Annotated in this window: 25 protein-coding genes and 1 riboswitch; of the genes, 21 read left to right on the top strand and 4 right to left on the bottom strand. The window is 37.6% G+C overall.

The features are described from left to right. Positions 1–48 precede the first annotated feature (48 nt). Complete coding sequence (gene dnaJ / locus JZO85_RS07785) at positions 49–1,209, top strand: molecular chaperone DnaJ (protein ID WP_207107937.1); 1,161 nt, start codon at positions 49–51, stop codon at positions 1,207–1,209. Positions 1,210–1,298: 89 nt separating this feature from the next. After that, a complete protein-coding gene (locus tag JZO85_RS07790; RefSeq protein ID WP_207107938.1) occupies positions 1,299–2,279 on the top strand; it encodes a plasmid pRiA4b ORF-3 family protein in 981 nt (326 codons plus the stop codon). Between the two features lie 68 nt (positions 2,280–2,347). Here JZO85_RS07790 and JZO85_RS07795 read toward each other — a convergent pair whose 3' ends face one another. The 3 genes from JZO85_RS07795 to JZO85_RS07805 all read right to left on the bottom strand — a co-directional run bounded on the left by JZO85_RS07795 (position 2,348) and on the right by JZO85_RS07805 (position 6,750). Next, positions 2,348–3,082, bottom strand: coding sequence for a hypothetical protein (locus JZO85_RS07795; protein WP_207107939.1), 735 nt, complete (start codon positions 3,080–3,082; stop codon positions 2,348–2,350). 361 nt (positions 3,083–3,443) lie between these two features. Further along, positions 3,444–6,023, bottom strand: a complete 2,580-nt coding sequence (gene mprF / locus JZO85_RS07800; RefSeq protein WP_207107940.1) for a bifunctional lysylphosphatidylglycerol flippase/synthetase MprF — start codon at positions 6,021–6,023, stop codon at positions 3,444–3,446. A gap of 4 nt (positions 6,024–6,027) precedes the next feature. Continuing rightward, positions 6,028–6,750, bottom strand: a complete 723-nt coding sequence (locus JZO85_RS07805) for an alpha/beta fold hydrolase (protein WP_207107941.1) — start codon at positions 6,748–6,750, stop codon at positions 6,028–6,030. Between the two features lie 183 nt (positions 6,751–6,933). Here JZO85_RS07805 and JZO85_RS07810 point away from each other — a divergent pair, with 183 nt between their 5' ends. The 12 genes from JZO85_RS07810 (at position 6,934) to JZO85_RS07865 (ending at position 18,473) form a co-directional block, all read left to right on the top strand. Further along, positions 6,934–7,569 carry a lysozyme family protein gene (locus JZO85_RS07810; protein WP_207107942.1) on the top strand — a complete coding sequence of 212 codons (636 nt, stop codon included), beginning with the start codon at positions 6,934–6,936 and terminating at the stop codon, positions 7,567–7,569. 147 nt (positions 7,570–7,716) lie between these two features. Beyond that, entirely contained in the window at positions 7,717–9,537 is a 1,821-nt protein-coding gene (dnaG, locus tag JZO85_RS07815; protein ID WP_207107943.1) for a DNA primase, read from the top strand. A 22-nt stretch (positions 9,538–9,559) separates the two neighbouring features. Continuing rightward, positions 9,560–10,669 carry an RNA polymerase sigma factor RpoD gene (gene rpoD, locus JZO85_RS07820; RefSeq protein ID WP_207107944.1) on the top strand — a complete coding sequence of 370 codons (1,110 nt, stop codon included), beginning with the start codon at positions 9,560–9,562 and terminating at the stop codon, positions 10,667–10,669. Between the two features lie 265 nt (positions 10,670–10,934). After that, positions 10,935–12,647 carry a cell division site-positioning protein MapZ family protein gene (locus tag JZO85_RS07825; protein WP_207107945.1) on the top strand — a complete coding sequence of 571 codons (1,713 nt, stop codon included), beginning with the start codon at positions 10,935–10,937 and terminating at the stop codon, positions 12,645–12,647. Between the two features lie 82 nt (positions 12,648–12,729). Further along, on the top strand, positions 12,730–13,587 hold the full coding sequence (locus tag JZO85_RS07830) for a CvfB family protein (protein ID WP_207107946.1): 858 nt from the start codon (positions 12,730–12,732) through the stop codon (positions 13,585–13,587). Between the two features lie 113 nt (positions 13,588–13,700). Continuing rightward, a complete protein-coding gene (fur, locus tag JZO85_RS07835; RefSeq protein WP_207107947.1) occupies positions 13,701–14,156 on the top strand; it encodes a ferric iron uptake transcriptional regulator in 456 nt (151 codons plus the stop codon). 102 nt (positions 14,157–14,258) lie between these two features. Then, positions 14,259–15,149, top strand: coding sequence for a site-specific tyrosine recombinase XerD (xerD, locus tag JZO85_RS07840; protein ID WP_207107948.1), 891 nt, complete (start codon positions 14,259–14,261; stop codon positions 15,147–15,149). A gap of 14 nt (positions 15,150–15,163) precedes the next feature. Continuing rightward, complete coding sequence (locus JZO85_RS07845) at positions 15,164–15,529, top strand: GNAT family N-acetyltransferase (RefSeq protein WP_207107949.1); 366 nt, start codon at positions 15,164–15,166, stop codon at positions 15,527–15,529. A 2-nt stretch (positions 15,530–15,531) separates the two neighbouring features. Next, entirely contained in the window at positions 15,532–16,278 is a 747-nt protein-coding gene (locus JZO85_RS07850) for a segregation/condensation protein A (protein WP_207107950.1), read from the top strand. Then, on the top strand, positions 16,275–16,856 hold the full coding sequence (scpB, locus tag JZO85_RS07855; RefSeq protein WP_207107951.1) for an SMC-Scp complex subunit ScpB: 582 nt from the start codon (positions 16,275–16,277) through the stop codon (positions 16,854–16,856). Before JZO85_RS07850 ends, scpB begins: the two co-directional genes overlap by 4 nt. Further along, complete coding sequence (locus JZO85_RS07860; RefSeq protein ID WP_207107952.1) at positions 16,856–17,572, top strand: pseudouridine synthase; 717 nt, start codon at positions 16,856–16,858, stop codon at positions 17,570–17,572. The genes scpB and JZO85_RS07860 overlap by 1 nt, the downstream gene beginning before the upstream one ends. A 69-nt stretch (positions 17,573–17,641) precedes the next feature. Next, a riboswitch (FMN riboswitch) is annotated at positions 17,642–17,760 on the top strand. A gap of 119 nt (positions 17,761–17,879) precedes the next feature. Continuing rightward, positions 17,880–18,473 (top strand): ECF transporter S component, encoded by a 594-nt coding sequence (locus JZO85_RS07865; RefSeq protein ID WP_207107953.1) that lies wholly within the window; start codon positions 17,880–17,882, stop codon positions 18,471–18,473. Between the two features lie 61 nt (positions 18,474–18,534). Here JZO85_RS07865 and JZO85_RS07870 read toward each other — a convergent pair whose 3' ends face one another. After that, positions 18,535–18,744, bottom strand: coding sequence for a ferredoxin (locus JZO85_RS07870; RefSeq protein ID WP_207107954.1), 210 nt, complete (start codon positions 18,742–18,744; stop codon positions 18,535–18,537). 28 nt (positions 18,745–18,772) lie between these two features. Between JZO85_RS07870 and JZO85_RS07875 the strand changes: the two genes are divergently transcribed. From JZO85_RS07875 to JZO85_RS07905, 7 genes are all read left to right on the top strand, one after another. After that, entirely contained in the window at positions 18,773–19,759 is a 987-nt protein-coding gene (locus JZO85_RS07875; RefSeq protein ID WP_207107955.1) for a helix-turn-helix domain-containing protein, read from the top strand. Then, positions 19,750–21,141 (top strand): RecQ family ATP-dependent DNA helicase, encoded by a 1,392-nt coding sequence (locus tag JZO85_RS07880; RefSeq protein ID WP_207107956.1) that lies wholly within the window; start codon positions 19,750–19,752, stop codon positions 21,139–21,141. Before JZO85_RS07875 ends, JZO85_RS07880 begins: the two co-directional genes overlap by 10 nt. Positions 21,142–21,209: 68 nt before the next feature. Continuing rightward, positions 21,210–21,830, top strand: coding sequence for a LysM peptidoglycan-binding domain-containing protein (locus JZO85_RS07885; RefSeq protein WP_207107957.1), 621 nt, complete (start codon positions 21,210–21,212; stop codon positions 21,828–21,830). A gap of 60 nt (positions 21,831–21,890) precedes the next feature. Continuing rightward, positions 21,891–22,562 (top strand): (d)CMP kinase, encoded by a 672-nt coding sequence (cmk, locus tag JZO85_RS07890; protein WP_207107958.1) that lies wholly within the window; start codon positions 21,891–21,893, stop codon positions 22,560–22,562. A gap of 146 nt (positions 22,563–22,708) precedes the next feature. Further along, positions 22,709–23,926, top strand: coding sequence for a 30S ribosomal protein S1 (gene rpsA / locus JZO85_RS07895; protein ID WP_207107959.1), 1,218 nt, complete (start codon positions 22,709–22,711; stop codon positions 23,924–23,926). 449 nt (positions 23,927–24,375) lie between these two features. Then, positions 24,376–25,686 carry a ribosome biogenesis GTPase Der gene (der, locus tag JZO85_RS07900; protein ID WP_207107960.1) on the top strand — a complete coding sequence of 437 codons (1,311 nt, stop codon included), beginning with the start codon at positions 24,376–24,378 and terminating at the stop codon, positions 25,684–25,686. Positions 25,687–25,914: 228 nt separating this feature from the next. Continuing rightward, complete coding sequence (locus JZO85_RS07905) at positions 25,915–26,190, top strand: HU family DNA-binding protein (RefSeq protein ID WP_010744623.1); 276 nt, start codon at positions 25,915–25,917, stop codon at positions 26,188–26,190. Positions 26,191–26,221: the final 31 nt, after the last annotated feature.

Here is a 26,221-nt window from a genome sequence, read left to right on the forward strand (position 1 = left end):
GATTGTGATACAATACTAACGATTCTATGAAATTATGGAGGGAAGCCAATGGCTACAAAACGGGATTATTACGAAGTCCTTGGGGTACAAAAAGGCGCTTCGGATGATGAAATTAAAAAAGCATACCGCAAGCTTTCCAAACAGTACCATCCGGATATTAATAAAGAAGCCGATGCTGAAGAGAAGTTTAAAGAAATTTCGGAGGCTTATGAAATTTTAAGCGATCCACAGAAAAGAGCAGCTTATGATCAGTATGGACATGCTGGCACGGATCCGAATTTTGGTGCTGGTGGCGCAGGCGGTTTCGGTGGCGCTGGTGGCTTTGGCGGAGCAGGCGGTTTTGGATTTGAAGATATCTTTGAATCGTTTTTTGGAGGCGGAGGTGCGCGTCAAGCGGACCCTAAGGCACCTAGACAAGGTTCTGATCTACAATATTCAATCAATCTGGAATTCGAAGAAGCTATTTTTGGTGTGGAGAAGGACATCAAATATAATCGTGAAGAAACATGTCATACATGTAACGGAAACGGAGCAAAACCTGGCACGCAACCAGAAGTTTGTCATAAATGTCATGGCTCTGGATCAATCAATGTAGAGCATCAAACACCGCTTGGCCGTGTAATGAGCCGCCAAACATGTGATGTTTGTCATGGTACTGGGAAAGAAATCAAAGACCCTTGTCCAACATGTCATGGTTCTGGACACGAAAAACGACCACACACAGTTAAAGTAAAGGTGCCTGCTGGCGTTGAAGACGGACAACAAATGCGTCTAGCAGATCAAGGGGAAGCGGGAATTAACGGTGGACCTTATGGTGATCTTTATGTGGTCTTCAAGGTGAAACAGAGCGATATCTTTGATCGTGATGGCGCGGAGATTTATTACACATTGCCGTTGAGCTTTGTGCAAGCGGCTTTAGGCGATGAGATCAATGTACCAACTGTTCATGGAGACGTGAAACTAAAAGTCCCCGCTGGAACACAAACGGGAGCTAAATTTAGACTTCGCGGCAAAGGTGCACCGAGACTTCGTGGAAATACGAATGGCGATCAACAAGTAACAGTGAAAATTATTACACCTAAAAACTTAAATGATAAGCAACGTGAAGCTTTGCGCGCATTTGCGGAAGCTGGCGGACAAGTTGTTAGTGAACAAAAGGAAGAAGGTTTTTTTGGTAAAGTAAAAGATGCCTTCGGTGGAAAAAAATAAACTCAGGGGTTCAGTCAATTCAGTATTGATTGAATCCCTTTTTTCTTTTACTATTATTAAGAAGAGAATTTGTGTTGAAGGAGGTTCGCATGGATAAGTTGGACAAATTGTTTGATCGGATGACCAGAGATATGATGCATTACTTTATTGCTGGAGGACTCGCTGAACCAGATGGCCTTGTTCGCACAGTAGAATTTTTCTTGAGCTTTATCGATAAGGGAAAGCTGAGCAACAAATTATTGGATGAAGCAGTTGTTAAGGATGCTTTGATTCATCATATACCAAAGCATATGCCGCTATTTATTGATGAGAGTTTTTATGCTTATCAAATTTTACTTGATCTTTATAGTGCTCTATATCACGAAAAAATAATAACTGAAGAACAATGCAAAGACATGCAATATTTTATTTACCTCAATAAGACAGCTTTTCTTACTCGTATGAGTAATCCCAATTATTGGTCGAAGACGAAGTTGGCCATTATGGATGAGTGGCGTGAGGGGAATTTCGAAGTAGAAGATCCTTATAATGTTGAACACTACAATCTTGAAGAGCCACCACAAAAGAATATCCCTAATAATATTTTAAAGTTTCCTGGGCAAAAAAATAAAAACGAAGTAACAAGCTACTTTGTTCGAGTAGATTTAAAAGGATACAAACCCCCAATTTGGCGAAGACTGCAGATTCCTTCAGGTATAACGTATGAACGCTTACACAGGATTTTGCAAATTGCATTTGGGTGGGAAGACAGGCATCTTCATAGTTTCTTTGTAGATCGTACGAAAATGATTGGTCCGGATGATTTAGAAATGCCGCAATTTTCAGAAGAACAGCGATTGATTGATGAAGATTTCCAAAAAGGTGTAAAAATTGAATACATTTACGATTTCGGTTGTGATTGGACCCATCGGATTGTCGTTGAAAAAGTCGTTTTGGATGATTTAGTACGACCTGGATATGCTGTCTGTGTCAAGGCAAAAGGGGATACTCCGCTTGAAGACTCCCGAGGAGAGGAAGTCTGGAAAGAATTTATCTTATCTGAAACGAACGAACTATTGCAAAAAGAGTGATACCTTTTGTTTTGTTATACACGTTTTGAAAGGGAGTCTAGGATTTTTTATCCTAGACTCTTTATTTTTTAGGAAATTGGATGGGACTTGAAGAGTGAGAGTGCTCGACTGTTTATTACTTGTTTTTCAGATCGTAAATACATCTTTTTTCCTATAGGAAGATTAGAGGGCAATGAATCAAGTATTTCTTTGTAATTCAATTGGTGATCATAAATACGAGCTTTTTTTCTTAACTCGCACCGACATTTACTATCTTGTGAAAGTCCTAAATTAAGTAAAAAAGTCTGTATGGAAATTAGTTCTTCTTGAGATACTATAGCACTTATATTCGTGTCGATTATAACACCATCAAGTTGAGTCGTTACCAGTTGCAAGTGTCTTGCTGCTACGTTTAATAAGCAGGCTTGTTTTTGTTTAGCGATTGTAAGCTGACTGAACAAAGTAGTTGGTATCTGAATTAACGAGATCCCCCCGTGGTAGGTCGCAGAAACATAGCCGCTTAATTGGCAAACTGCTTCATTACCCAAACCAATTATTCCATCTGTTTTGGTCATTTTTTGATTGGTTAAGAAACTGTAAACTAGGTTTGCGGTATTTGTTGTATAGAGAACCTCATTTAAAATCAATGAATGTACTTCGAAACCAAAGATTGTTAGGTATTGAAGTATTTGTGTGCCGTAAGTATCGAAGGATTCTTTATCGCTGATCAAGACAATTTTTTTCTTTTTCCACAGTGAAGCAGCGTAACTGCCGATTGCTTTAAGACCATCTGATTGAATCATAATTTTTGGTACAGTATTCATAAAAATTCCTCCAATTTTTTGTATTTGCTAACCGAGATAATAGAAAAAGCCCATTATAGATTTGAAAATCTACAATGGGCTCCGTGATACGAAAATAAAAAGCCACAATAGATTCTCATCTACGTGGCAAAAAGTCAGCTTTAATCGCTTTAGCCATCATAGATACAAACTCAAGTGTTTGTATCCACGAAATATGAATACAAACTTATCTAAAATAGCTAAAGTAAAAATTATTCAGTTGTCCAGAGATTAATTGATTCATAATAAAAACGCTCCAAACTGATTAGTTTTATATTGTGGTTTATTCTAGAGGGATTGTTTGGTCTTGTCAAGAATAAATTGGTTCATAATTGGAGATTTTCTAGTCCCTGAAAATAAAACGACGAAAACCTTGATATTTTTTTTCACCTTGGATTGGTGCATTATCAGTAATTAGTAAAGCAATCATAACATAGCCGATCCAGCTGTCACGCGAGTATAAAACATATTCAGGAACCCATTCATTCGCATATTTATCCTTATATTCTTTTAGTCCCCCAAATGAATAAAAGCGTGAACCAAAATTATAAACTAAGTATGCGATTCGTTCTTGGGTAAAACTTTTACGAGAGGTTCCAACGTTGGCTAAGGGAGCCATTCCTAGATCAAAGTATTCAATTCCCATTTCATCACGCATATATTGAAAAAGGTTGATAAAAAGAAAATCCATCGTTCCACTGGGTGCTTTTTCAGGACTATGACGCATCAAATCGATCGTTCCAACATTATCAGTATAAGTTGGCATAAAATTGGCGAATGCTACGATTTCTTGCTGTTGATTTTTAATAATTGCGATTGGTGCACGTTGCAGATACTCTTCTGAGAAAAAACCAAGAGAAAAGCCTTTTTCTTTACGTCCGTTTAACCACTCATCAGATACGGCCTTCAACGCTTCCATGGTATTGAAAGAAAATGGCGGCTTGATAACATCGAATTGATAGCCTTCTTTAATCACCTTATTGAAACTTGCTCGTTGCCCCTTCATCCTCTTTCCACTTAACGTAAAATCCGGTAAATGAACGTGTGCTCGTTCGCCGAATTTAATAAAGTCATAACCGAACTCATGAAGAATCATGACCATTTCTTCGCTGTTTTCATAAAAGACTGGTAAATAATTGTATCGATCAACCTCATTAATCAATGCTTCTGTAGCAGCTTCAAAATCATCCTTTTTCCCAGAAGGATCTCCCATTATCAAAATCTTATTGTTGAAGGTGGATAATTGGAAGAAGACCGTATCTTCCTCTCCGCTATTATAATAGAAGACCTTCTTATCCTTGAGAAAAACTAGTTGACTATCAGAATTACCACCATAAGTCTCTAATATGTGTTGAATCCGTTGCTCATCCAAGTCATCGCCAACTTGGACCCGTCTATTTTTCAAGAAACGGATCAATAAGAGGATGATGAAAGAAACAATCAAAATCGCCACAAAACCAACAATCCAAATTTGTTCGCTGGGAAACAAGAAAAACTCAGGTAAACGATGGCGATGATGGATTTTTGGACTATTATATACACCAATAATAATGTATAAAACTGCTAAACCGCCCATAATAATTCCATCAATTGTCAACCATTCTGCAGAATAAACAAGTTGCTCTCTAAATAGTTCGTTTTTTGAAAAAATAACAAATAGCAATAATAGAGCAAGAAAAATCCCAGTGGAAATACGGAAGCCAGCTAGTAAAGAATAGAGGAAGGTAAACGTTACGATAATGATCGTAGGAATATACGCTCGCTTAACTCGTGCTGAGATTCCTCTGCCAGAAATAATCAATAAAAAACCTAATAAGATTGCTGGAAAAACAACGATTACACGGGAATGAATCGGATTCAAACGCTGCAGGAATGGCAGGCGTATAAATGCTTCAGGAATAGTCGCGGACAATACTAACATGATGCCCGTAAAATAGAGCAGAAGACCTTCAAGTTTATGAGCCAGCTCCCTCAAAAGGCTGACTGGAATACCTTTGTAACGTGTGTTGATCGTTGTACCAAGGTTTTTGAAAAATAAAATCAAACCAATAGCAAAGGGAATTACATAATAAAAAAGCCTAAATAATAACAACCATGCGACTACCGTTTCTCTTGGAGTGCCTAATGCGGACAAACCAATGATCATCATTAGGTCAAAACTGCCAAGTTCTCCTGGGATCATTGAGGCTATTCCAATAACTGTAGCTGCAATAAATAACGGAACAACTTCGCGGATATTGACATCGATTCCCATTAAAAGACCAGTAGAGAGGAAGCTTATCAATACTCCTGTCCATTCTAGCAAGGATGTTCCAATCAATTCTAGGCGATGTGCTCCCTTTAAATCACCAAGGTATTCACCTTTGCCAAACAAGCTAAGGCAAAAAACGATTGGAAAGTACAAGCCGCCTCCGATTAACCAAATCCAATATTGACGCAAATACTGATTATGGTCATCAAACATTACTAAGAGAAAAGAAATTAATGCATAAATAGATAAGCCGGACATAGTAAACACTAAAATTTTTGACAAGGCTTGGATGACTTTTTTTCCAGAAGACTGTTTTCCATAGAATTCAGAACGCAATCCTGCGCTAATAAAACCACCAAAACCAGCAATATTATTCAATGTGTTAACTAACCAGCTAGTCTCAAAAATATATCTCTTTTTTGGTTTTTGTTCCAAAATACGATTTAAAGTAAAATCATAGCCAATCATTGGTGTAACCGAAATCAGTCCAATCAATGCCATCAATAGGATATTCCAACTATTGATCTTGCTAAAAATGGTTGATAGCTGATCGAAAGAGATTGTTTTTGCAATACTTGATAGTTCAAATATGACGATAATAATAACTGAAATTAAAAAAATTGTTTTGAACTTATTTATGTGTGCTTTAAACCATGCTGCTAGCTTAACCATCAAATCACTCCTCGTTGATTAGAAATTGTAGCACCTCTTGGTTGAAGCGTTTTGGATTTCTTCGTGCAAACATATGACCTTGCCCTGAAACAATTGCAAAACTTGCATTTGGAATCGAGCGGGCAAGATACATGGAATGTTGCGTTTTAATAGAATCGTGTTTTCCGACAATAACCAGAGTGGGTGCTTGAATTTGATTTAAATCTTCCGTTGAAAGACCAATATCTCGGAACAGCAAACGTAGAATCGGCAGAAAATTGCGCATACCTGTATCGACAAACGCTCCTATCCACACGATGGCGTATTGCACATAGCTTAAAAGATGTGGAATGGTTCGCACTCCGCTAGGCACCGTATTTCCAGCATTTAAAATCAAATGTACAACTTTCTCAGGGTAAAGACGTGCAAAAACCATTGCTAAGTTGGCACCGTCGCTAAAGCCCAGAAGGTCGGCATGGTCGATGTTTTCCAACATCATAATTGCAGCAAGGTCGTTAGCCATCAATTGAAAACTTGTTTCTTTTTGCGTATTGGTCGAACGTCCATGTCCGCGACTATCCACGACATAAACACTAAAATGTTTACTGAAACTATTTAGCTGTTTCGAAAAGTATCTTCCGCTGCCGCCGTTACCGTGAAGTAAAAAAAGTGCGGGACCTTGTCCGTATTTCTCATAATAAATTTCTGAACCATCACTCATTTGAGCAATTTTCTTTTCATTTTTCACAACATCACCTACCAGACATAAGTATAACGATTTTTTTAAGTCTTGCACATTAATTTAATTATACGATGAAATGAAAACTTTAGAATGATTAATTAAATATAAAGCTGTCGATTTATGCTTTTAAAAGTTTAGTAGATTCTTGTAGTATGGATAAAGAAAAAAGAAGATAGATGGGCAGATTTTATGTTGAAAATGATCGGGAAATTTTTGAAAATAATTATTACATTTGTAATTCTTGCATTTCTCTTAGCAGGAGGAATTTTTGCAGTTCGAACATATAAATATACAAAAACAGTAAATAGTTACCGCAGCGAAGTACAGACTTTAGCAGATCAAGCAGGTGTCGGGGATCATACAGATGTTATTTTAGCCATTATGTATACTGAATCAAAAGGCAAGGGGACTGACTTAATGCAAAGTTCCGAGAGTGTCTACGGTAGCCGCGGAAAAATTATTAGTCAAAAAGAAAGCCTTGAAAACGGGGTTAAACACTTTGCAGAAAGCTACAGACAGGCTAAAGCTGCCGGATGCGATCTTAATACAGCCATTCAGGCGTATAATTTTGGGACGAAGTATATTCAATATGTCCACGATCACGGTGGTCAAAACAATGTAGAGCTAGCTGAGGAATATTCTCGAGATATATTGTCGCCAGGATACGGCAATGATCAACAACGTACGTATCGTTACATGCAGATGCAATCAGTATTTTATAACGGCGGGTATTTGTATCAAAATGGGGGGAATATGTTTTATGCTGAAATTGTCCAAATGAATAAACGCTATATTACATTATTCCAAAGGTTTCAAAATAGTTAATTTAATGAGCAGAAAGCTTGTAATAATAAAGAAATATGCTAAAATGATACTTGTATAAGTTTGTCAAAAAAATCGCGCTGATCGAAAGATGAATTAGGGCGATTTTTTAAGGCTGTTATCATATTTTTAGGAACTGGGGTGAAGTTTTTGGCGCAAAGAATTCCCCAACAAGTTATTGATGAGGTTCGTGAAAAAACCAATATTGTAGAAGTTATCGGACAATACGTTCAATTAAAAAAGTCTGGTAAAAATTATTTAGGACTATGTCCATTTCACGAAGAGAAAACTCCGTCATTTTCGGTCGCTGAAGATAAGCAGATATTCCATTGTTTTGGTTGTGGCAAAGGAGGCAATGTATACACCTTTTTACAAGAGCTGGAAGGAATCAGTTTTCCAGAAGCAGTAAAAAAAGTTGCTGATATAGAGCAAATTCCTTTAAGTATCGAATTTTCTAGTGAACCTGCTAGTCAGGCAACTACGGGACAACAGCAATTAATTGCTTTGCATGAACGTACACGTGATTTGTACCATCATCTGTTGATGAATACCAAAGTAGGTGAAACTGCGTTGGAGTATCTTCATGAACGTGGATTGAGCGATGAATTAATCAATGAGTTCAAAATTGGTTTTGCACCAAGTCAAAGAGACTTTTTAGTTCAAGTTGCACAGCAAGATAAGGTGAGCAGTGATTTGATGGAACGTAGCGGATTGTTTATTCGCCGTGAGGATGGCAGTTTTAGTGATCGCTTTTATCATCGAGTCATGTTTCCTTTAAATGATTTTCGGGGAAAGCCAATTGGTTTTTCGGGCCGTTTATTAAAAACAAAAGATTTTTCTGGAGATGACCAGCCAAAATATCTGAATTCTCCAGAAACAGAGCTATTTAACAAGCGGCAGGTTCTATTCAATTTTGACAAAGCGCGAAATGAAATCCGTAAGCAAGGCGAAGCGATCCTATTTGAAGGGTTTATGGATGTACTGGCTGCTTGGCAAGCGGACATCAAGATTGGGTTAGCTTCAATGGGAACTAGTTTGACCGAACAACAGATTGCTGCGATTGAACGTGTCACTGGTCAAGTGGTGATTGCATACGATGGAGATGACCCTGGACAAGCTGCGACAGATCGAGCATTAACGATCTTAGATGCGCATAGTCGTTTAAATCTTGTAACTGTTACTGTACCAGAGAAGCTTGATCCGGATGAGTATTTGCGGAAATATGGCGTCGCTGAACTACAAAATTTATTGCAGCATGGTCGTCAAACACCTTTTGCTTTTAAGATGCAGTATCGCAAAGAAGGATTGAACTTAGAGAATGAAGCCGATCGGTTGAACTATTTAGATGTTGTGATGCAGGATTTGGCAAAGGTCCAGTCCCCCGTTGAACAAGACATGTATTTAGGTCAGTTAGCAAACGATTTTCATTTAACAAGAGAAAGCTTAAAGCAACAGCTGCAGATGGTTCGTCAAACGCTTCGCACTGAGAGGCGGCAAAAGCAATCGTCAGTTTCTCAAATACCGATGCAACCAGTAAAAAAAGTACTGACCAAAGAAGAGAAGGCTGAACGTATGTTATTGTATCGCAGCATGAATGAAGCCTCGATTCGTGAACAATTAGTTCAAACAGATTTTCAATTTATTCATGATCAGTATCAAGAATTGCTTCTTTACTTAGATAGTTATATGATGGTTCATGGAAATTTTGTTTTAGCCGACTTCCTGAACTATTTAAAAGAGAATGAGATGAAACAGTTAGCCATCGACATCTCTATGATATCCATGTCAGAAGATAGTAATGAACGAGAAATCTATGATTTGATGCGGGTAATCTCCCAATCTGGCATTGCTGAAGAAATAAAACAACGACAAAAAGAGCAGCTTGAGGCCAGAAAAAGTGGAAACCAGCAAAGGGAATTAGAATTGACCGTTCAGATTATCGAATTGACGAAACGGTTAAAACAAGCCTAGAAGTGAAAGGGGCATTTATTTTATGGCAGATGTAAAAAATAAAAAAGAGTATGAAAAAGCTGTAGCGGCCTTCATTAAGGAAAAGAAACCAATGGGACAAGCGGTGTATGACGAGCTAACGAATCGATTGGCCACTCCTTATGAATTAGGTGCAGAAGCAATGGATGAGTTGATCCAAAAAGTCGAGGATGCTGGTGTCAGTGTTGTAGATGAAAATGGTGAACCTTCTAAAGCTAGTTTGAAACAGAATGAAGAAACTGCAAAAGCCGCGCAAAAGGAAGATTTATCGGCCCCAACTGGTGTCAAGATCAATGACCCGGTTCGTATGTATTTAAAAGAAATTGGACGCGTTTCATTACTGACTGCTGAAGAAGAAGTTGAACTTGCTTTGCTGATCGAACAAGGAGATCAAGAAGCTAAGCAACGTTTAGCAGAAGCAAACTTACGTTTAGTTGTAAGTATTGCGAAACGTTATGTTGGGCGTGGAATGCAATTTTTAGATTTGATCCAAGAAGGAAACATGGGATTGATGAAGGCTGTTGAAAAATTTGATTACCGCAAAGGATTTAAATTTTCAACGTACGCGACTTGGTGGATTCGCCAAGCAATCACACGTGCGATTGCTGACCAAGCTCGTACAATTCGGATTCCTGTCCATATGGTGGAAACGATCAATAAATTAATTCGTGTGCAACGTCAGTTATTGCAAGACTTAGGGCGCGAACCAACACCAGAAGAAATTGGTGCTGAAATGGACTTACCTACAGAAAAAGTTCGTGAGATTTTGAAAATCGCTCAAGAACCTGTTTCTTTGGAGACGCCGATTGGTGAAGAAGATGATTCACATTTAGGTGATTTTATCGAAGATCAAGAAGCAACCAGTCCTGCTGAGCATGCGGCTTCTGAAATGTTGAAAGAACAATTAGAAGATGTTTTAGATACATTGACTGATCGGGAAGAAAATGTGTTGCGTTTACGTTTTGGGTTAGATGACGGCAGAACACGTACTTTGGAAGAGGTCGGACGAGTCTTCGGAGTTACCCGTGAACGAATTCGTCAGATAGAAGCGAAAGCATTGCGCAAATTACGTCACCCATCACGTTCAAAACAATTAAAAGATTTTCTAGAATAGTTTTTTGCAATCCTCGAGATATTTCTCGGGGATTTTTTCTCTATTTCTAGAGTAAGTAGAATAATGTTTATGTAGGTAGAGAGCAGGTATTTTTTAGTTGAAAGATGTACTAACTAATGAGAGCATTTGAAAATCTAAGGGATTTTTATGTCTCAAAAGCCAAATAGAATTTATTATTTTTGATTAATTCACTCGAAAATTGCTTGGAACATCCCTAAACATATGATAGATTAAAGCATATGATTGAAAAAAGGAGCCGATTTCATTGCAAAAATGCCCTAACTGTGGTTTTGAACCAGTCAAAGGATGCACGACTTGTCCGAAGTGTGGCTTTTCATTACAGTTAAACGATCAAGAACACATTGAAAAGAATAATGAAAAAAATGATACGATAGAATGGTCAGAATTAGCTGATATGCCTATTGAATCTGTGCAAAAAATGTTTAAGGATAATGAAGATAAGATGAAAGAAGAAAATTCAAAAGAAACTACTGAAGAAACTCCTGAGATGAATCCGATTTTGGCACAATATATTCGCGAGCATAAAGATGATCAGGAAAAATCAGTTAATGATGAAGATGAAACTAAAAATGAATCTGAGAATGCAAGTGAAGCAGACTCTGTTAACGATGAGATTGAGGAAACAAAGGCAGATAATCTTTCAGAAGCAAAAGATCAAAATCGTGTTGAAGATTCAACAGTTCCAGAAGAAGAGCTAGAGGATCCTGCAGATAAAAATATCCCTGAAGCAGAAGAATCAGTAGTAGCTGAAGAAGAGACTTTATCAGAAACTACCGAACCAGTGACACCTGAACTTTCAAAAGAGAGTGAGGCTGCGAATATGGATGTAGAAGAAACAGTCGAGCATTCTGGTGAGGAAAATATTTCGCTAGATGATTCTGATAAGCCTCAAGAGCCGCGCAAAAAAAATCGCAAGAAACTTTACATTACTTTGACAGCAATTGCGGTTTTAGGTTTAGGCGGTGGTTATTATTATCATCATGAAAAGGAAGTTGAAGCTCAACGTATAGCAACTGTGAAGAAAGAAAATGAAGCGCTTGACTCAATTGAAGATAGTATTGCGAGCTATTACACGGATGATAAGCAAATTTTTCTTGCCAGTGATAAAGTCGCTCTCAACACTAGCAAAATTGATGAAGAATTGTCTCGATATAAAGACAACAAACGTTATGATGAGTTGAAAAAAGAATATAATGAGCTCGTAGAAAAACAAAAGGCTGAGCAATCAGTCAATCAATTATTTACAAGCGTTGCGATTAATGGAGATAAAATCACAGAAAAGCCACTATTAAGCACTGCTGAACCAGTGGAACTATCAATTAATACTGGTGATAAAGAGTTTGATGATTTGATGAATCAGGCTGTTAACAATGCCAAGGAACAATATACGAAGATTGAAACTGCTAAAAAGGCTGTTGAAGGTTTATTGAAAGATGGAAATGTAGTTGATTCAGTAAATCGTGACCAATACAATACAGCGAATAATGCTGTTAAGGCAGTTGCAAATCAAACATTGGTTCAGTCACAAAGAGATGATTTAAGCAAAGTTGATCAAACGCTGAAGGATAAAGAGAAAAAAGCTGCCGAGGAAAAGGCAGCTGCAGAGAAGGCTGCTCGAGAGAAAGAAGAGCAAGAAAGAGCTGCACAGGAAGCGCAAAATAAGGCTTCTTCGACTGGTAATAATAATCAAGTCGGTGACACAAGCAGCAGTGCGTATGCTTGGGCTCCAGGAGTTAAGGAAAAGGTTATTCAAACCTGTATTTCGCGTGGTTATATTGTTGAAGGTGGTTATAGTTTAGAACCAGTAAAAGTTGAAAATGGTGAAGGATACTATAATCTGTATGCTACTTCAAATCAAGCTTCCTTAACAAAAGGATATTCGGACTCAGACTTGCCGATGTACTTGGTAACAATCAACTGTAAAACAGGTTGGTTTAAAGGTGATGGACCAAATTAAATTAACATATAGAGGCTGGGGAGATACTGTCTTCCCAGCTTTAATAATGATGTAAGACAATTTTTTATAAGGAGTAATGATTATGAATGAACTATTAGGACAAGTTTTTACCGGACTAATTATCGATGAAAACGAAAAAAGGTATTTGGTACAAAAGAATGGTGTTACGTTTCAATTATTAAAAGATGAAGGCGAAACGCATGAAGTAGGTGAATCAGTTGAAGGATTTGCCTATGTGAATCAAAAAAGAGACGCTATTTTCACGACAAAAATCCCACAAGTTCGAATCGGGCACTATGCTTTTGGCGAAGTTACGGATGTTCGTCGCGATTTAGGTGTGTTCGTGAATATTGGATTAGCTGATAAGGATATGGTAGTTTCGTTAGACGAGATGCCTAGTATGAAGGAGCTATGGCCAAAAAAAGGCGATCAATTAATGATTAGTTTACGCGTTGATGAAAAAGATAGAATGTGGGGCGTATTAGCAGATGAAGCTATCTTTCATTCATTGAGTCGTATTGGAAATGCGGAAATGCAAAATGAAAACAAAAAAGGAACAATTTATCGATTGAAAGTTGTAGGTTCTTATTTAATTACAGACGATTTTTATATTGGTTTTATTCATCCTTCAGAACGGTACCAAGAGCCTAGACTAGGCGAAATTGTAGAAGCACGTGTTATTGGAGTCCGACCAGACGGGGTCTTAAATATGTCATTAAAACCTCGAAGCCATGAAATGATTAACGATGACGCCGCAATGATTTTAACAATGCTGCAAAGAAATGACGAGCATAAGTTGCCATATTGGGATAAATCTGCACCTGATGAAATCAAAGAAGCTTTTGGCATAAGCAAGGGGCAGTTCAAACGTGCAATTGGCCATTTATTGAAGGAAAAATTGATCGAACAAATTGAAGGTGAGATTCATTTGAAGAGCTAATTGAGAATGTTCTTGCATAAATAAAGGTGATAAACTATAATAATTCTAAGAAAAACGGCAGTGTTTTTGTCCGTTAATTACAATTATTCTAAAATAGATAGAGGAGGGTTCTCTTGAACGCAATCCTAGCCTTACAAAAAACTAAAAAGCAACTTCATGATTCTGGATTCAAGTTGACACCTCAGCGTGAAGCAACCGTTCTCGTTTTATTGGAAAATGAAAAAGATCATTTATCAGCTGAAGAAATTTATTTTCTAGTGAAAAAGAAAAGTCCTGAGATTGGCCTAGCGACGGTATATCGTACCTTAGAAATATTGACTGAACTGCATATTGTAAACAAAATCAGTTTTGATGATGGATTGGCTCGATACGATCTGCGCAAAGAAGGTGCAGAGCATTTTCATCATCACCTTTTGTGTCTTGAATGTGGAAATATTGAGGAAATCGAAGAAGATCTTTTAGGAGATGTGGAACGAGTGGTAGAGTCTCGCTACCATTTTTTAGTGAAGGATCATCGTTTGACATTCCACGGTATTTGTCAAACATGTCAAGAAAAAAAGAATGCGTGAGTTTTCTAGTTAAAAATGTATTAATTTATATAGTCCCTTGCAAAGATACATGCTATCATTTCAAGGGACTTTTTGTTATGATAAAGCGAAAGTGGTGAGGACATGGATGAACAGATAACAGAATATTTGCATTATTTATCGATTGAACGCGGCCTTTCGGAAAATACACGGATCAGCTATCAAAGAGACCTGCAACAATACTTGTCTTTTTTGAATGATCAAAATGTGGCTGAATGGCAAGCAGTTGATCGATACATAGTCGTGGCCTTTTTGACAAGTCTGACTGAAGCCGGTAAAGCGTCTACTACAATTACGCGAATGATTTCCAGCCTACGTCGTTTTCATCAATTCTTGCGTCAAGAACGTTATACGGATCACGACCCAATGCAGCATATTGATAGCCCCAAAAAGGCTCAAAAGCTTCCCCAAACACTTTCTTTATCGGAAGTAGAACGTTTAATTGCGGCACCAGATACCACTACTGATTTAGGAATTCGTGACCGGGCAATATTAGAAGTGATGTATGCGACGGGGTTGAGGGTAAGTGAGCTGATTGGATTAAAGCTTGGCGATATCCATTTAGAAATGGGTCTCTTACAAACTGTCGGTAAAGGGGATAAAGAGCGAATTGTTCCATTGGGAGATTATGCAATCCATTGGTTAGAACGTTATCTTGCAGAGGTTAGACCTTTATTGACTAAGAAAACACCGAATGACATTTTCTTATTTGTTAATAATCATGGTCATGGAATGAGCCGCCAAGGTATATGGAAGAATCTAAAGCAATATGTTATCAAGGCAGAAATCATGAAAGATGTTACCCCTCACACTTTAAGACATAGTTTTGCGACGCATTTACTTGAAAATGGGGCAGATTTACGAACTGTCCAAGAACTTTTAGGTCATGCCGATATATCTACAACACAAATTTATACTCACATCACTAAACGAAGAATGACAGAAGTGTATAAAGAGTTTTTCCCGCGTGCTTAACAGGAGGAGAAAGAATGCTTACTCAATATCGAAAAAACCAACGAAAAATTGCAATGGGGCTTTTAAGCTTTCACGAAAGTTTGAAGGATCAACAGCATTTGCTAAAAGAGATTGATACATATGAAGGAGACGATCGTTATCAACTTTATTGTTATTACAATGAAAAATCTGATAACGTACAAGGAGTAATTGGTGTAAGCCAGTTGGAAGATCAAGAAATTGTCCTTCATGATATCAGCTTGAATCCTTCTTACCGAGGCGAAGGGATCAGCTATGCTATGATGGATGAATTACAAGCAATGTATCCTAATCAAAAAATTATAGGAACGCCAGCAACCTCTGCTTTTTTAGCAAAATGGCAAGAGCATAAGCGAGGGTAAAAATGGAAGTAATTAGTTTAAAGTTAGATGTATTTGAAGGTCCGTTGGATTTGCTGCTTCATTTGATCCAACAGCTGGAAATTGATATATATGATATTCCCATAGCAGCGGTAACTGAGCAGTATATGAACTTTATTCATGCTATGAAAACTTTAGAATTGGAAGTGGCTGGTGAGTACTTGGTTATGGCCGCAACACTTATGTCGATTAAAAGTCAAATGCTGCTGCCAAAACCAGAACTAGAATTTGACTATGACGATGAAGAAGGAGAGGATCCCCGAGAAGCCTTAGTCCAGCAATTGCTAGAATATCGTAAGTATAAATATGCGGCATCTGTCTTGTCGGAGAAAGAGGAAGAAAGAAGTTTGTTTTATACTAAGGCGCCCATGGATCTTTCTGAATATGAAGATGAGCTTCTGCCTTTACCAAAAAATCAATTAAATACGATTGATCTTTTTTTAGCACTGCATGATGTTTTACAACGAAAGAAACGGAATAAGCCGATAGAAACGACAGTTACTACTGAAACAATCACTGTTGATCAAAAGGTAAGTGAAATTGGTCAACGATTGGCAGAATTATCTGAGTCTGAAGGATTACCATTAGAGTCTTTTTTTATTAAGTATACAAAAGACGAAATGATTACGACTTTCATGGCTCTCTTAGAGTTAATGAAAAAGGGACAGGCTTCGGCGACTCAAGAGGAAACTTATGCACCAATCTTAATATTTAAAGGAGCTGTCGTATGAACCAATTAAGTCAAGTTGAAGCGATGCTTTTCGTAGTGGGTGAAGAAGGAATAAGCCTAGAAGAAATGGCCTTTACTTTGAAAAGGCCAATGCCAGAAATATATCAAAATATTACTGATTTAAAGGATTCTTATGAGAGCAATGAAACTTCCGCGCTTACTCTTTTAGAGGTGGGGAATCATTTTGTTTTAAGTACAAAAAAAGAATTTGCTCCGTTGCTAAAAGAATTTGCTCGATCTCCAATAGCTAATCGTTTAAGCCAGGCAGCCTTAGAGACACTTTCGATTATTGCCTATAAACAGCCTGTAACACGTTCAGAAATTGACGAGCTTCGAGGTGTTCAATCAAGTGGAGCTGTCCAAACGCTAGTAGCTCGGCAATTAATTGAGGAAAAGGGACGTGTGGATGGCCCAGGTCGGGCGATCTTATATGGAACAAGTGCCTATTTCATGGACTATTTTGGTTTAAAAGATATGGAAGAATTACCAGATGTTCAAAAAATGGAAGAAGATTTAGCGGATGAGGATGAACCTTTGGATCTATTCTATGACCGCTTTAAAGAAGAGGATGAACAATAATGGAGAGATTGCAAAAAGTTATCGCGCACGCGGGAATTGCGTCACGACGTAAAGCTGAGGATTATATCACCGTTGGGCGGGTTAAGGTAAATGGCGAAGTTGTCAAGGAACTGGGAACAAAGGTTGGTAAGAAAGATATTGTGGAAGTTGATGGTGTACCAATCTATCAAGAGGACCATGTCTACTATTTATTTTACAAACCTCGTGGGGTTATCTCTGCTGTTGCTGATGATAAAAATCGAAAAGTTGTAACGGATTATTTTTCTGCTGTATCTGAAAGAATTTATCCAGTAGGACGATTAGATTACGATACATCTGGCATTTTACTTTTAACCAATGATGGAGATTTTTCACAAAAATTAGCTCATCCCAAACATCAAATTGATAAGGTTTATGTAGCGAAGGTAAAGGGTTATGCAGAGAAAAGAACTTTATTACCTTTAACAAAGGGAATACGAATTGAAGGCAAGAAAACAGCACCAGCTCGTTTTGAAATTCTGTCAACGGATAAAAAAGCTGAGACGAGTATTGTGGAGTTAACGATTCATGAAGGTAGAAATCACCAAGTCAAAAATATGTTAGCAGCAGTTGGTTTACCTGTTCAAAAGCTAAAGCGTGAACGTTATGGTGATTTAACTTTGCAAGGCTTGCGTCCAGGAGAGTATCGCAGATTAAATAGTAAGGAAATCAATACTTTGATGAACCAGGCAAGGTAACCAAATCAATTACTTGTTTTTTGATAGTAAAATTGTTATAGTGAATTTACAATAAAAAAATAATTTAAGGTTCGTCTTCAGGGGCAGGGTGAAAATCCCGACCGGCGGTAATAGTCCGCGAACTGCGTAAGCAGCCGAATCGGTTTGATTCCGATACCGACAGTACAGTCTGGATAAAGAAGATAGAGCTTATTTGAGTGAGTCTGAATTCAAGTAACTCTATGCTTTTTCTGAAGCATAGAGTTTTTTTGTGGAAAATAACGCTCAAATAGTTCGATGAAGATGATTCCGAAACGGAGGATTTCAGATGAAGAACTTAAGGTTACAAAAAATGACAGCAGTGGCAGTAGCAGCAGCAATGGGACTAATTTTACAGTTTATCGCATTTCCAATTGTTCCAATGTTTCCCTTTCTAAAGTTAGACTTTAGTGACATTCCAGTCCTAATTAATATGTTTATCTTTGGACCATTAACAGGAGTCGTTACTGCGTTTATTCGGTCATTACTACATTTAACTATGAGCGGTTTTTCCATTGATAATATGATTGGAGATTTTGCCAGCTTCTTTGCATCAACGTTGTATACATTACCGATATTCTTAATGTTCAGAAAAAAAACATCTTCGAAACGAGTATTGGGTCTTGGATTAGGGATTTTAGCAATGACGATTTTTATGAGCATTGCAAATTATTTTGTGATCACGCCACTCTATTTAAAGGCCTTTGGACTTTCTGCAGGTCAAATGCTAGGGATGGGATTAGGTCGCTATATTTTAGTAGGTATCGTTCCATTTAACATTTTGAAGGGAATAATCGTCAGTGCGGTCTTCTTAGTATTACATGCAAAATTATTGCCTTGGCTATCAAAAAAAACATTAACTTCACAACATCATTCAGCATAAATGTGCTTAAAAAAATCTCAGACCAAGCGTCTGAGATTTTTTTTGCTGATATGTGTTATTATTATTTCTGATATAGTATAGCATGCGACGGGCAGCGCTTGGCAGCTTCAATGACTGTAGCCTGCTGGTCTTTAGGGATAAATTCATGAGTTACTCCAGGCTCGCCGACAAAAAGAACGAGACCATCATCTGTGTAATCAAAAATTTCTGAAGCGATTGTTTGGCATAAACCACAAGCAATACAACGTTCGGGAATGATTTCGCATTTCATTTTTTCACCTTCCAGAGGAGATTTTACTATGACTTTTTTTATTTTAACGTTATTTCAGACTGGCTACAAGTTAAGAACCTCCACTTTATATCATTTATTAGTGGGAAAAAGAACTAGCTCAGTATTGCTCCATGGTTTTTTTTATAAGAATTTGGCTTATTTAGGGGCACTGCCAAATTTAAAAGAAGAAACATTTCAAAAAGAACTTCAACAATTGATAAATCAGAAGTTGATTGTAGTTGATGACGGTTTTGGAAGGATGACAAAAGAAGGAGAAAAGCTATTAACAAGTGAGTTTTTTGATTTGAGCGGACTGAATAATTTACGCTATGGTCGAATGCGAGAGAATTCGTGGCAAATGATTCTCTTCGCGGTACAAGTTATCAGTAATTTATCCTTTAATGAAAATGATTACCTTCCAATTGAAAATAGACCGTATTACTCGCAGCAAATAAAAAAATGGTTAGCAACTTCACAACCTAATTTAATAAGAAACTTCTATCAGGAATTAACAAGTATTTTAAAAGATTTGCCACAGGTAGAGGCGGATTTTTTAGCCAATCAATTTTCAGGCTATGGGTTTCAAGGTAAAACTGCTTTTCAATTGTTTCCTGAGAAATGGCAAGGGTTTCCTTGGAATATCCTTTATCGCCAGCGTGCGATTGATCTTTTTTTTGCACAGATCGAAGACGGTGAAATATCAAGATTATTGTTACAGTTAGACCAGCAAAATATCAATCAAAGCATGTTAAAGACAAAAGAGTTCTTTCTAGCAGGGAAAACAATGAATGAAATTTTGGAGTTGCGTCATTTGAAACAAGGGACTATCAATGACCATTTTATCGAATGGGGTTTAATGGATAAAGATTTTCCATATGAACGATTTGAGAGAGTCGATTTTAGCGCTCTTAACGAGGAACAAGTAATCCATGCTCATTATCAAGATTATGAGGTGCCTTACTTAACTTTCCGCTTGTCGCAACTCTATTATTTGAGGAGAAAACAATGGAGCTGATAGAGTTACTAAAGACAAAATTTAATTATGATCATTTTCGACCGGGGCAGCAGGAGATCATTGAGTCTCTTCTATCTGGTAATTCTGTCCTTGGAATGCTACCAACAGGAACGGGGAAGTCCTTATGTTATCAATTACCGGGATATTTACTTGAGGGTACTGTAATCATTATTTCGCCTTTGATATCTTTAATGGAAGACCAGGTAACTCAATTGCAAAGGCTTGGGGAAAAGCGTGCGGTCGCTTTGAATAGCGTACTATCATCTTGGGAAAAACAATTGGTCTTAAGTGAAGCGCAGAAGTATAAGTTTATTTTTATGAGCCCGGAAATGTTTTTGACAGCTAACGTTCAAAAAACTTTACAAGCGATGAAATTGTCCTTGGTTGTTGTTGATGAGGCTCATTGTATTTCACAGTGGGGAATTGATTTTCGCCCAGAATATCTAAAACTAGCAGATGGTATAAAGAAGGTTAACGTATCATTAGTTCTGGCCCTGACAGCTACAGCCACCAAATCTGTACGCCAGGATATCCAGCGCTTACTATTTAATGACGAAGCACAGGAGTTTATATATTCAGTTGATCGACCGAATATTAGTTTTTTTGTTTATCAAGGGGATAAATTGAAGAAATTACAAGAGTTAGTTGAGTCATTAGCGGGTTCAGGAATTGTTTATTGCGCCACACGAAAAAAAGTGGAGGAACTGTACAAGTTACTTAAGCAAACTCATGCTGTTGCTTACTATCATGGAGGACTCAGCGGTCAAGAACGGCGAATGTTGCAACAGCAATTTCTAGCGGGAGATTTACAGTTGTTAATTGCAACAAATGCTTTTGGAATGGGGATTAACAAAGACAATATTCGGTTTGTTATTCACTATGATTTACCGGATTCACCTGAGAATTATTTGCAAGAAGTAGGTCGAGCTGGTAGAGATGGCCAACCTAGTCAAGCCATTCTACTTTATGAAGAAGGCGATGAACATATTCATCATTTTCTACAAGAACAAACGAATCAATCAAAAAAATTATTTGAAATCAAACAGAAAATAACGGATCTCGTTTTTGAAGATCCTCTGATTAAAAAATGGGAGCAATTTTTTCCTAATCAAGAATCACGCTTGCTAGATTTATTAAGTAAGAGAGGAGTAACAAAAAAAGTACAATTAAAAAAAATGTTAGATTATATTTCAACAGCAAACTGTCGTCGCAAATTTTTAGTATCCTATTTTGACGAGACGCTTCATAAGAAAAATTCAAATTGTTGTGATAACGATGGGGCCACTTTAGCAATAAAAATAAGTAAAGAAATACCGTCCGAAACACCATTTACTTGGCAAAAAATAGTTCAAAAAATTTTTAAAAATGCTAAGAAAGATTGAAAAGTAACGCCACTTTTTCAAGAGCTATGGTATAATACATGGCGATAGCATTTAGGAGGTTAGAGAAATTGAGTAGAAAAGATCGCTATAACGATACGAACAATGAACCGTGGGATCAACATATTTACGAATCTGATAGTGAAGAAGAAACATATTCACGTAGCCAGTCTCGTCGTAGTGGTGGTAACAAAGGTGGCGGAAATACGAAATTCTTGACAATTCTGGTCGCATTATTGTTAGCCCTTATTTTGATTCCCGCGGGTGCCTTTTTCTGGATTACTCGTGGAGATGATAAACCAGCGGCCTCTCCTGAGAGCACAACGCAGGTATCAAAGGTATCTTCAACAGAGAAATCCAGTACTGAAGAAAGCAGCACCGAAGAAAGTAGTTCAACAACAGAGTCTGAAGCAAATCAGCAGTCACAACAACAAGCGGCTGAACAGCAAGCGGCAGAACAACAAGCAGCACAGCAACAAGCACAACAACAGGCACAACAACAACAAACTCAGCAAAATCAAGACAATACACAAAGTGATGCAAATGCTCAGTATGGAACAGTTCAGGCAGGCGAAGGTCCAAAACAAATTGCTGGACGTTATGGGTTGAGTGTTGATGAATTTTTGAAACTTAATGGTATGACTTTGGATAGTTTTTACTTTGATCCAGGCCAACAAGTGCGTGTTAAATAATTTGAATATCTTGCCGTAATCGTTAGCGATTACGGTTTATTTATTGAAAAGAGGCAGAACATGGAAAAAATTTCAATTGCAATTGATGGTCCGGCATCTTCAGGAAAGAGTACAGTAGCTAAGATTCTAGCAAGAGACTTTGATTTTATTTATGTTGATACTGGTGCGATGTATCGTGCTATTACTTTCTTAGCAATCAAATATCAGGTCGCATTTTCAGACGAGTCAGCTTTAGCTGAACTGACAAAAAAATATCCAATTACTTTCAAACAATCTGTTCATGGACAGCTAGTATTTGCGAATGGTGAAGAGATTACTCAGGCGATTCGTCAGCCCGATGTAACTGCAGCTGTATCAGAAGTTTCCGCTCATGCTAAAGTTAGAAACGAATTGGTGGAAGCGCAGCGTCAGTTGGCTGAAGCAGGCGGAATCGTAATGGACGGGCGAGATATTGGTACAACAGTCTTACCAGAAGCGGAAGTAAAAATTTTCTTAGTAGCAAGTGTCGAAGAACGAGCACAACGCCGATACAAAGAAAATCAAGAAAAGGGAATCGATATGGACTTTGAAGCAATTAAAGAGGCTATTGCAAAGCGTGATTATTTAGATTCGCATCGCAGTGTTTCTCCGCTTGTACAGGCTGCAGATGCTCAATTGGTGGATACGACGGGAATGTCGATCGATCAGGTAGTAACGAAGATTAAAGAGGTTATATGTTCAAAAGGTTTCTAAATTTTGGATAAAATCGATAAATAAAGCGAATTTCTTTCGATTTTTTAGAAAAAAAGAAGAAATCGCTTTATTTTTCATGTGGATTACTCTAAAATAGAATATGTAGTGTATTTTACGTAGAATTGTTGGTAAGGAGGACAAACGACATGACAGAATTAGAACAAAATTCGATGGACAACGAAAATGTTTCCATGGAAGCAGCAATGGAAAGTGTGCATGAAGTTCAAGTTGGCGATATTGTTAAAGGTGAGGTGCTCGCCTTAGAAGATAAACAAGTTATCGTTGGTATTGAAGGTGCAGGGGTGGAAGGTGTAGTTCCTGCTAAAGAGCTTTCAACATTACCTGTTGAAGATATCAATGAAGAAGTCAAGGTTGGCGATATTCTTGATTTAGTCGTTATCTCTTCTATCGGAAAAGACAAAGAAAATGGTAGTTATCTCCTTTCTAAACGTCGCTTGGATGCGAAGAAAGTTTGGGAGGACATCGAAAAGGATTTCCAAGATGGAAAAATTATCGAAGCACCGGTAACTAGCAGTGTTAAAGGTGGTTTAGTCGTTGACGTGGGCGTACGTGGTTTTGTGCCAGCATCAATGATTGATGATCATTTTGTTGATGATTTTTCAGCTTATACTGGAAAGACATTGAAATTCAAAATTATTGAAATCGAACCTTCTGAGAATCGTTTGATTCTATCCCATAAAGCAGTTGTTGAAGCTGAAAAAGCAGAGAAGAAAAAAGAAATTTTAGCAGATTTATATGAAGGCCAAGTAATTAAAGGCCAAGTTGCTCGTTTAACAGACTTCGGTGCCTTTATTGATCTTGGTGGTATTGACGGTTTGGTTCACGTATCAGAAATTTCTCATAGTCATGTGGCGAAACCATCAGATGTTTTGACTGTTGGCGATGAAGTAGAAGTTCAAGTCCTCTCTGTTGATCCGGAAAAGGAACGTATCTCATTATCAATCAAAGCGAATCTCCCTGGACCTTGGACAGATATCGAGGAAAAAGCAGCACCAGGTTCTGTACTCGAAGGAACTGTGAAGCGATTGACTAGTTTTGGTGCTTTCGTTGAGATTTTTCCTGGAGTAGAAGGTTTAGTTCACATTTCTCAAATTTCTCATAAACATATTGCTACACCACACGAAGTTTTGCATGAAGGGGATCAAGTAAAAGTAAAAGTATTAGAAGTTCATCCTGAAGATCATCGTGTGGCACTTTCAATCAAGGTGTTGGAAGAGAAACCTGAGGAAACTAAATCAGAACCTGTGGAAGAAGAATCCTATGAATTGCCTGAAGAAAATACTGGTTTTACTATGGGCGACATCTTGGGCGACGCTTTAAGTGATGAAACAGAAGAAGAATAATTATCCATTAAAGACGTGCGTGAGCACGTCTTTTTTTGCCTAAATCGAAGGAGAAATTTGCGTTATTTGCTGGAACGGTGAACTGACTAGAGCCACAAAGTGTAATTTTATTATTATTTACTAGATGAAAATGGCTCCTTCTCTTGCAAGAAGAAGTTTTCTTAGTTAAACTAAGGAGAATTTGAAAAAAGAATGCAGCCGTTAGTTCTACCTTCTGCTTTTGAAAAAAATAGTAGAAGAGTATGTAATTGAATCTAAATAGATTTTGTGGAGATTTATTAAAATAATTTGAAATTATCCTGGTTTTACAGTTTGTTTTAACAGATGACGGGAGTTTTGTTACTGATCTTCTAAAGGAACGTACTAAATATTAGGATAGATACTGTGAGCATCGGGCTCAATTTTTTTGAAAAAATTTAATACATTAATTAGAAACGGGGAGTTAAGTTATGTCAAATCCTACAATTGCGATTGTTGGTCGACCAAATGTCGGAAAATCAACATTGTTTAACCGAATTGCTGGCGAACGTATATCGATCGTAGAAGATACACCAGGGGTAACTCGCGATCGGATCTATGCAAAGGGTGAATGGTTGGACCATGAATTTTCGATCATTGATACTGGTGGAATTGATGTTGGTGACGAGCCTTTTATGGAACAAATCAAACAACAAGCTCAAATTGCGATTGATGAAGCAGATGTTATTTTGCTTGTTGCAAGTGGAAAAGAAGGTGTTACTGACGCAGATGAAGCAGTTGCTAAGATTTTATACAGAAGTAAAAAACCAATAATCTTAATGGTGAATAAAGTAGATAATCCCGAAATGCGCAATGATATTTATGAGTTTTATTCTTTAGGATTAGGAGAACCATATCCTGTTTCAGGCAGTCATGGATTAGGTCTGGGGGATGTTCTAGACGAAGCAGTCAAACATTTTCCTACAGATAATGGGGAAGATGAAGATGAATCAATCAAGTTTAGTTTGATTGGTCGTCCGAATGTGGGCAAATCATCATTGATAAATGCAATTTTAGGGGAAGATCGGGTAATTGTATCAGATATCGAAGGAACTACACGGGATGCGATTGATACAAAGTTTGTTGGTGATAATGGCCAAGAATTTACGATGATTGATACGGCTGGAATGCGAAAACGCGGTAAGGTTTATGAAAATACAGAGAAATATTCTGTAATGCGTGCTATGCGTGCAATTGATCGATCTGACGTTGTTTTGGTCGTGTTAAACGGCGAGGAAGGGATTCGTGAACAAGACAAGCGAATAGCTGGTTATGCTCATGAGGCTGGACGAGGCGTAATCATAGTGGTCAACAAATGGGATTTAGTCAAAAAAGATACCAATACAATGAAAGAATTTGAAGAAGAAATTCGCGATGAATTTTCTTATTTAGATTACGCACCAATCGTATTTGTTTCAGCAATGACTAAACAACGGTTGAATAAAATTCCAATAATGATTGAAGAAGTCAGCATGAATCAAAATTTAAGAATCCCTTCTTCTATTTTGAACGATATTATCATGGATGCAGTTGCGATTAATCCAACACCTACTGATAGAGGAAAAAGGCTGAAGATTTTTTATGCGACTCAAGTTGCTGTAAAACCACCGACATTTGTAGTATTTGTTAACGAAGAAGAGCTAATGCATTTTTCTTATGCACGTTTTTTAGAAAATCAAATTCGCAAAGCTTTTGAGTTTGAAGGTACGCCGATAAAAATAATCGCCCGTAGGAGAAAATAAGGTATTTTATCATACTTTTATTTTGGTGACAACAGATTTCTCTGAATGATAAAACAACCATGAATTTTATGCCATTAATTGCTAAAAACCTTGCTAACACAAGGTTCTTATGCTATCGTTATAACAGAATATTGACCAAATCAATATTTCTTAGCTGATGACTGGACCACTCAGTTATCAGTCGATGTTTACACATCATTACTCATTTCTCAGGAGGTGAATTCATTCATGGCAAACAAAGCAGAATTGATCGAAAAAGTTGCAGCAGCTACTGACTTAACTAAGAAAGACGCTACAGCTGCTGTCGATGCTGTATTTTCAACTATCCAAGACGCATTAGCTGAAGGTGAAAAAGTTCAGTTGATCGGCTTCGGTAACTTTGAAGTACGTGAACGTGCGGCCCGTAAAGGACGTAACCCACAAACTGGTGAAGAAATCGAAATTCCAGCAAGCAAAGTACCTGCATTTAAACCAGGTAAAGCGCTAAAAGACGCAGTTAAATAATTTTTGCTGCTAAAACCGTTATGACTTTATA

Origin of the sequence: Candidatus Enterococcus murrayae (genome assembly GCF_017315985.1) — a bacterium.
GTDB classification, from domain to species: domain Bacteria; phylum Bacillota; class Bacilli; order Lactobacillales; family Enterococcaceae; genus Enterococcus_A; species Enterococcus_A murrayae.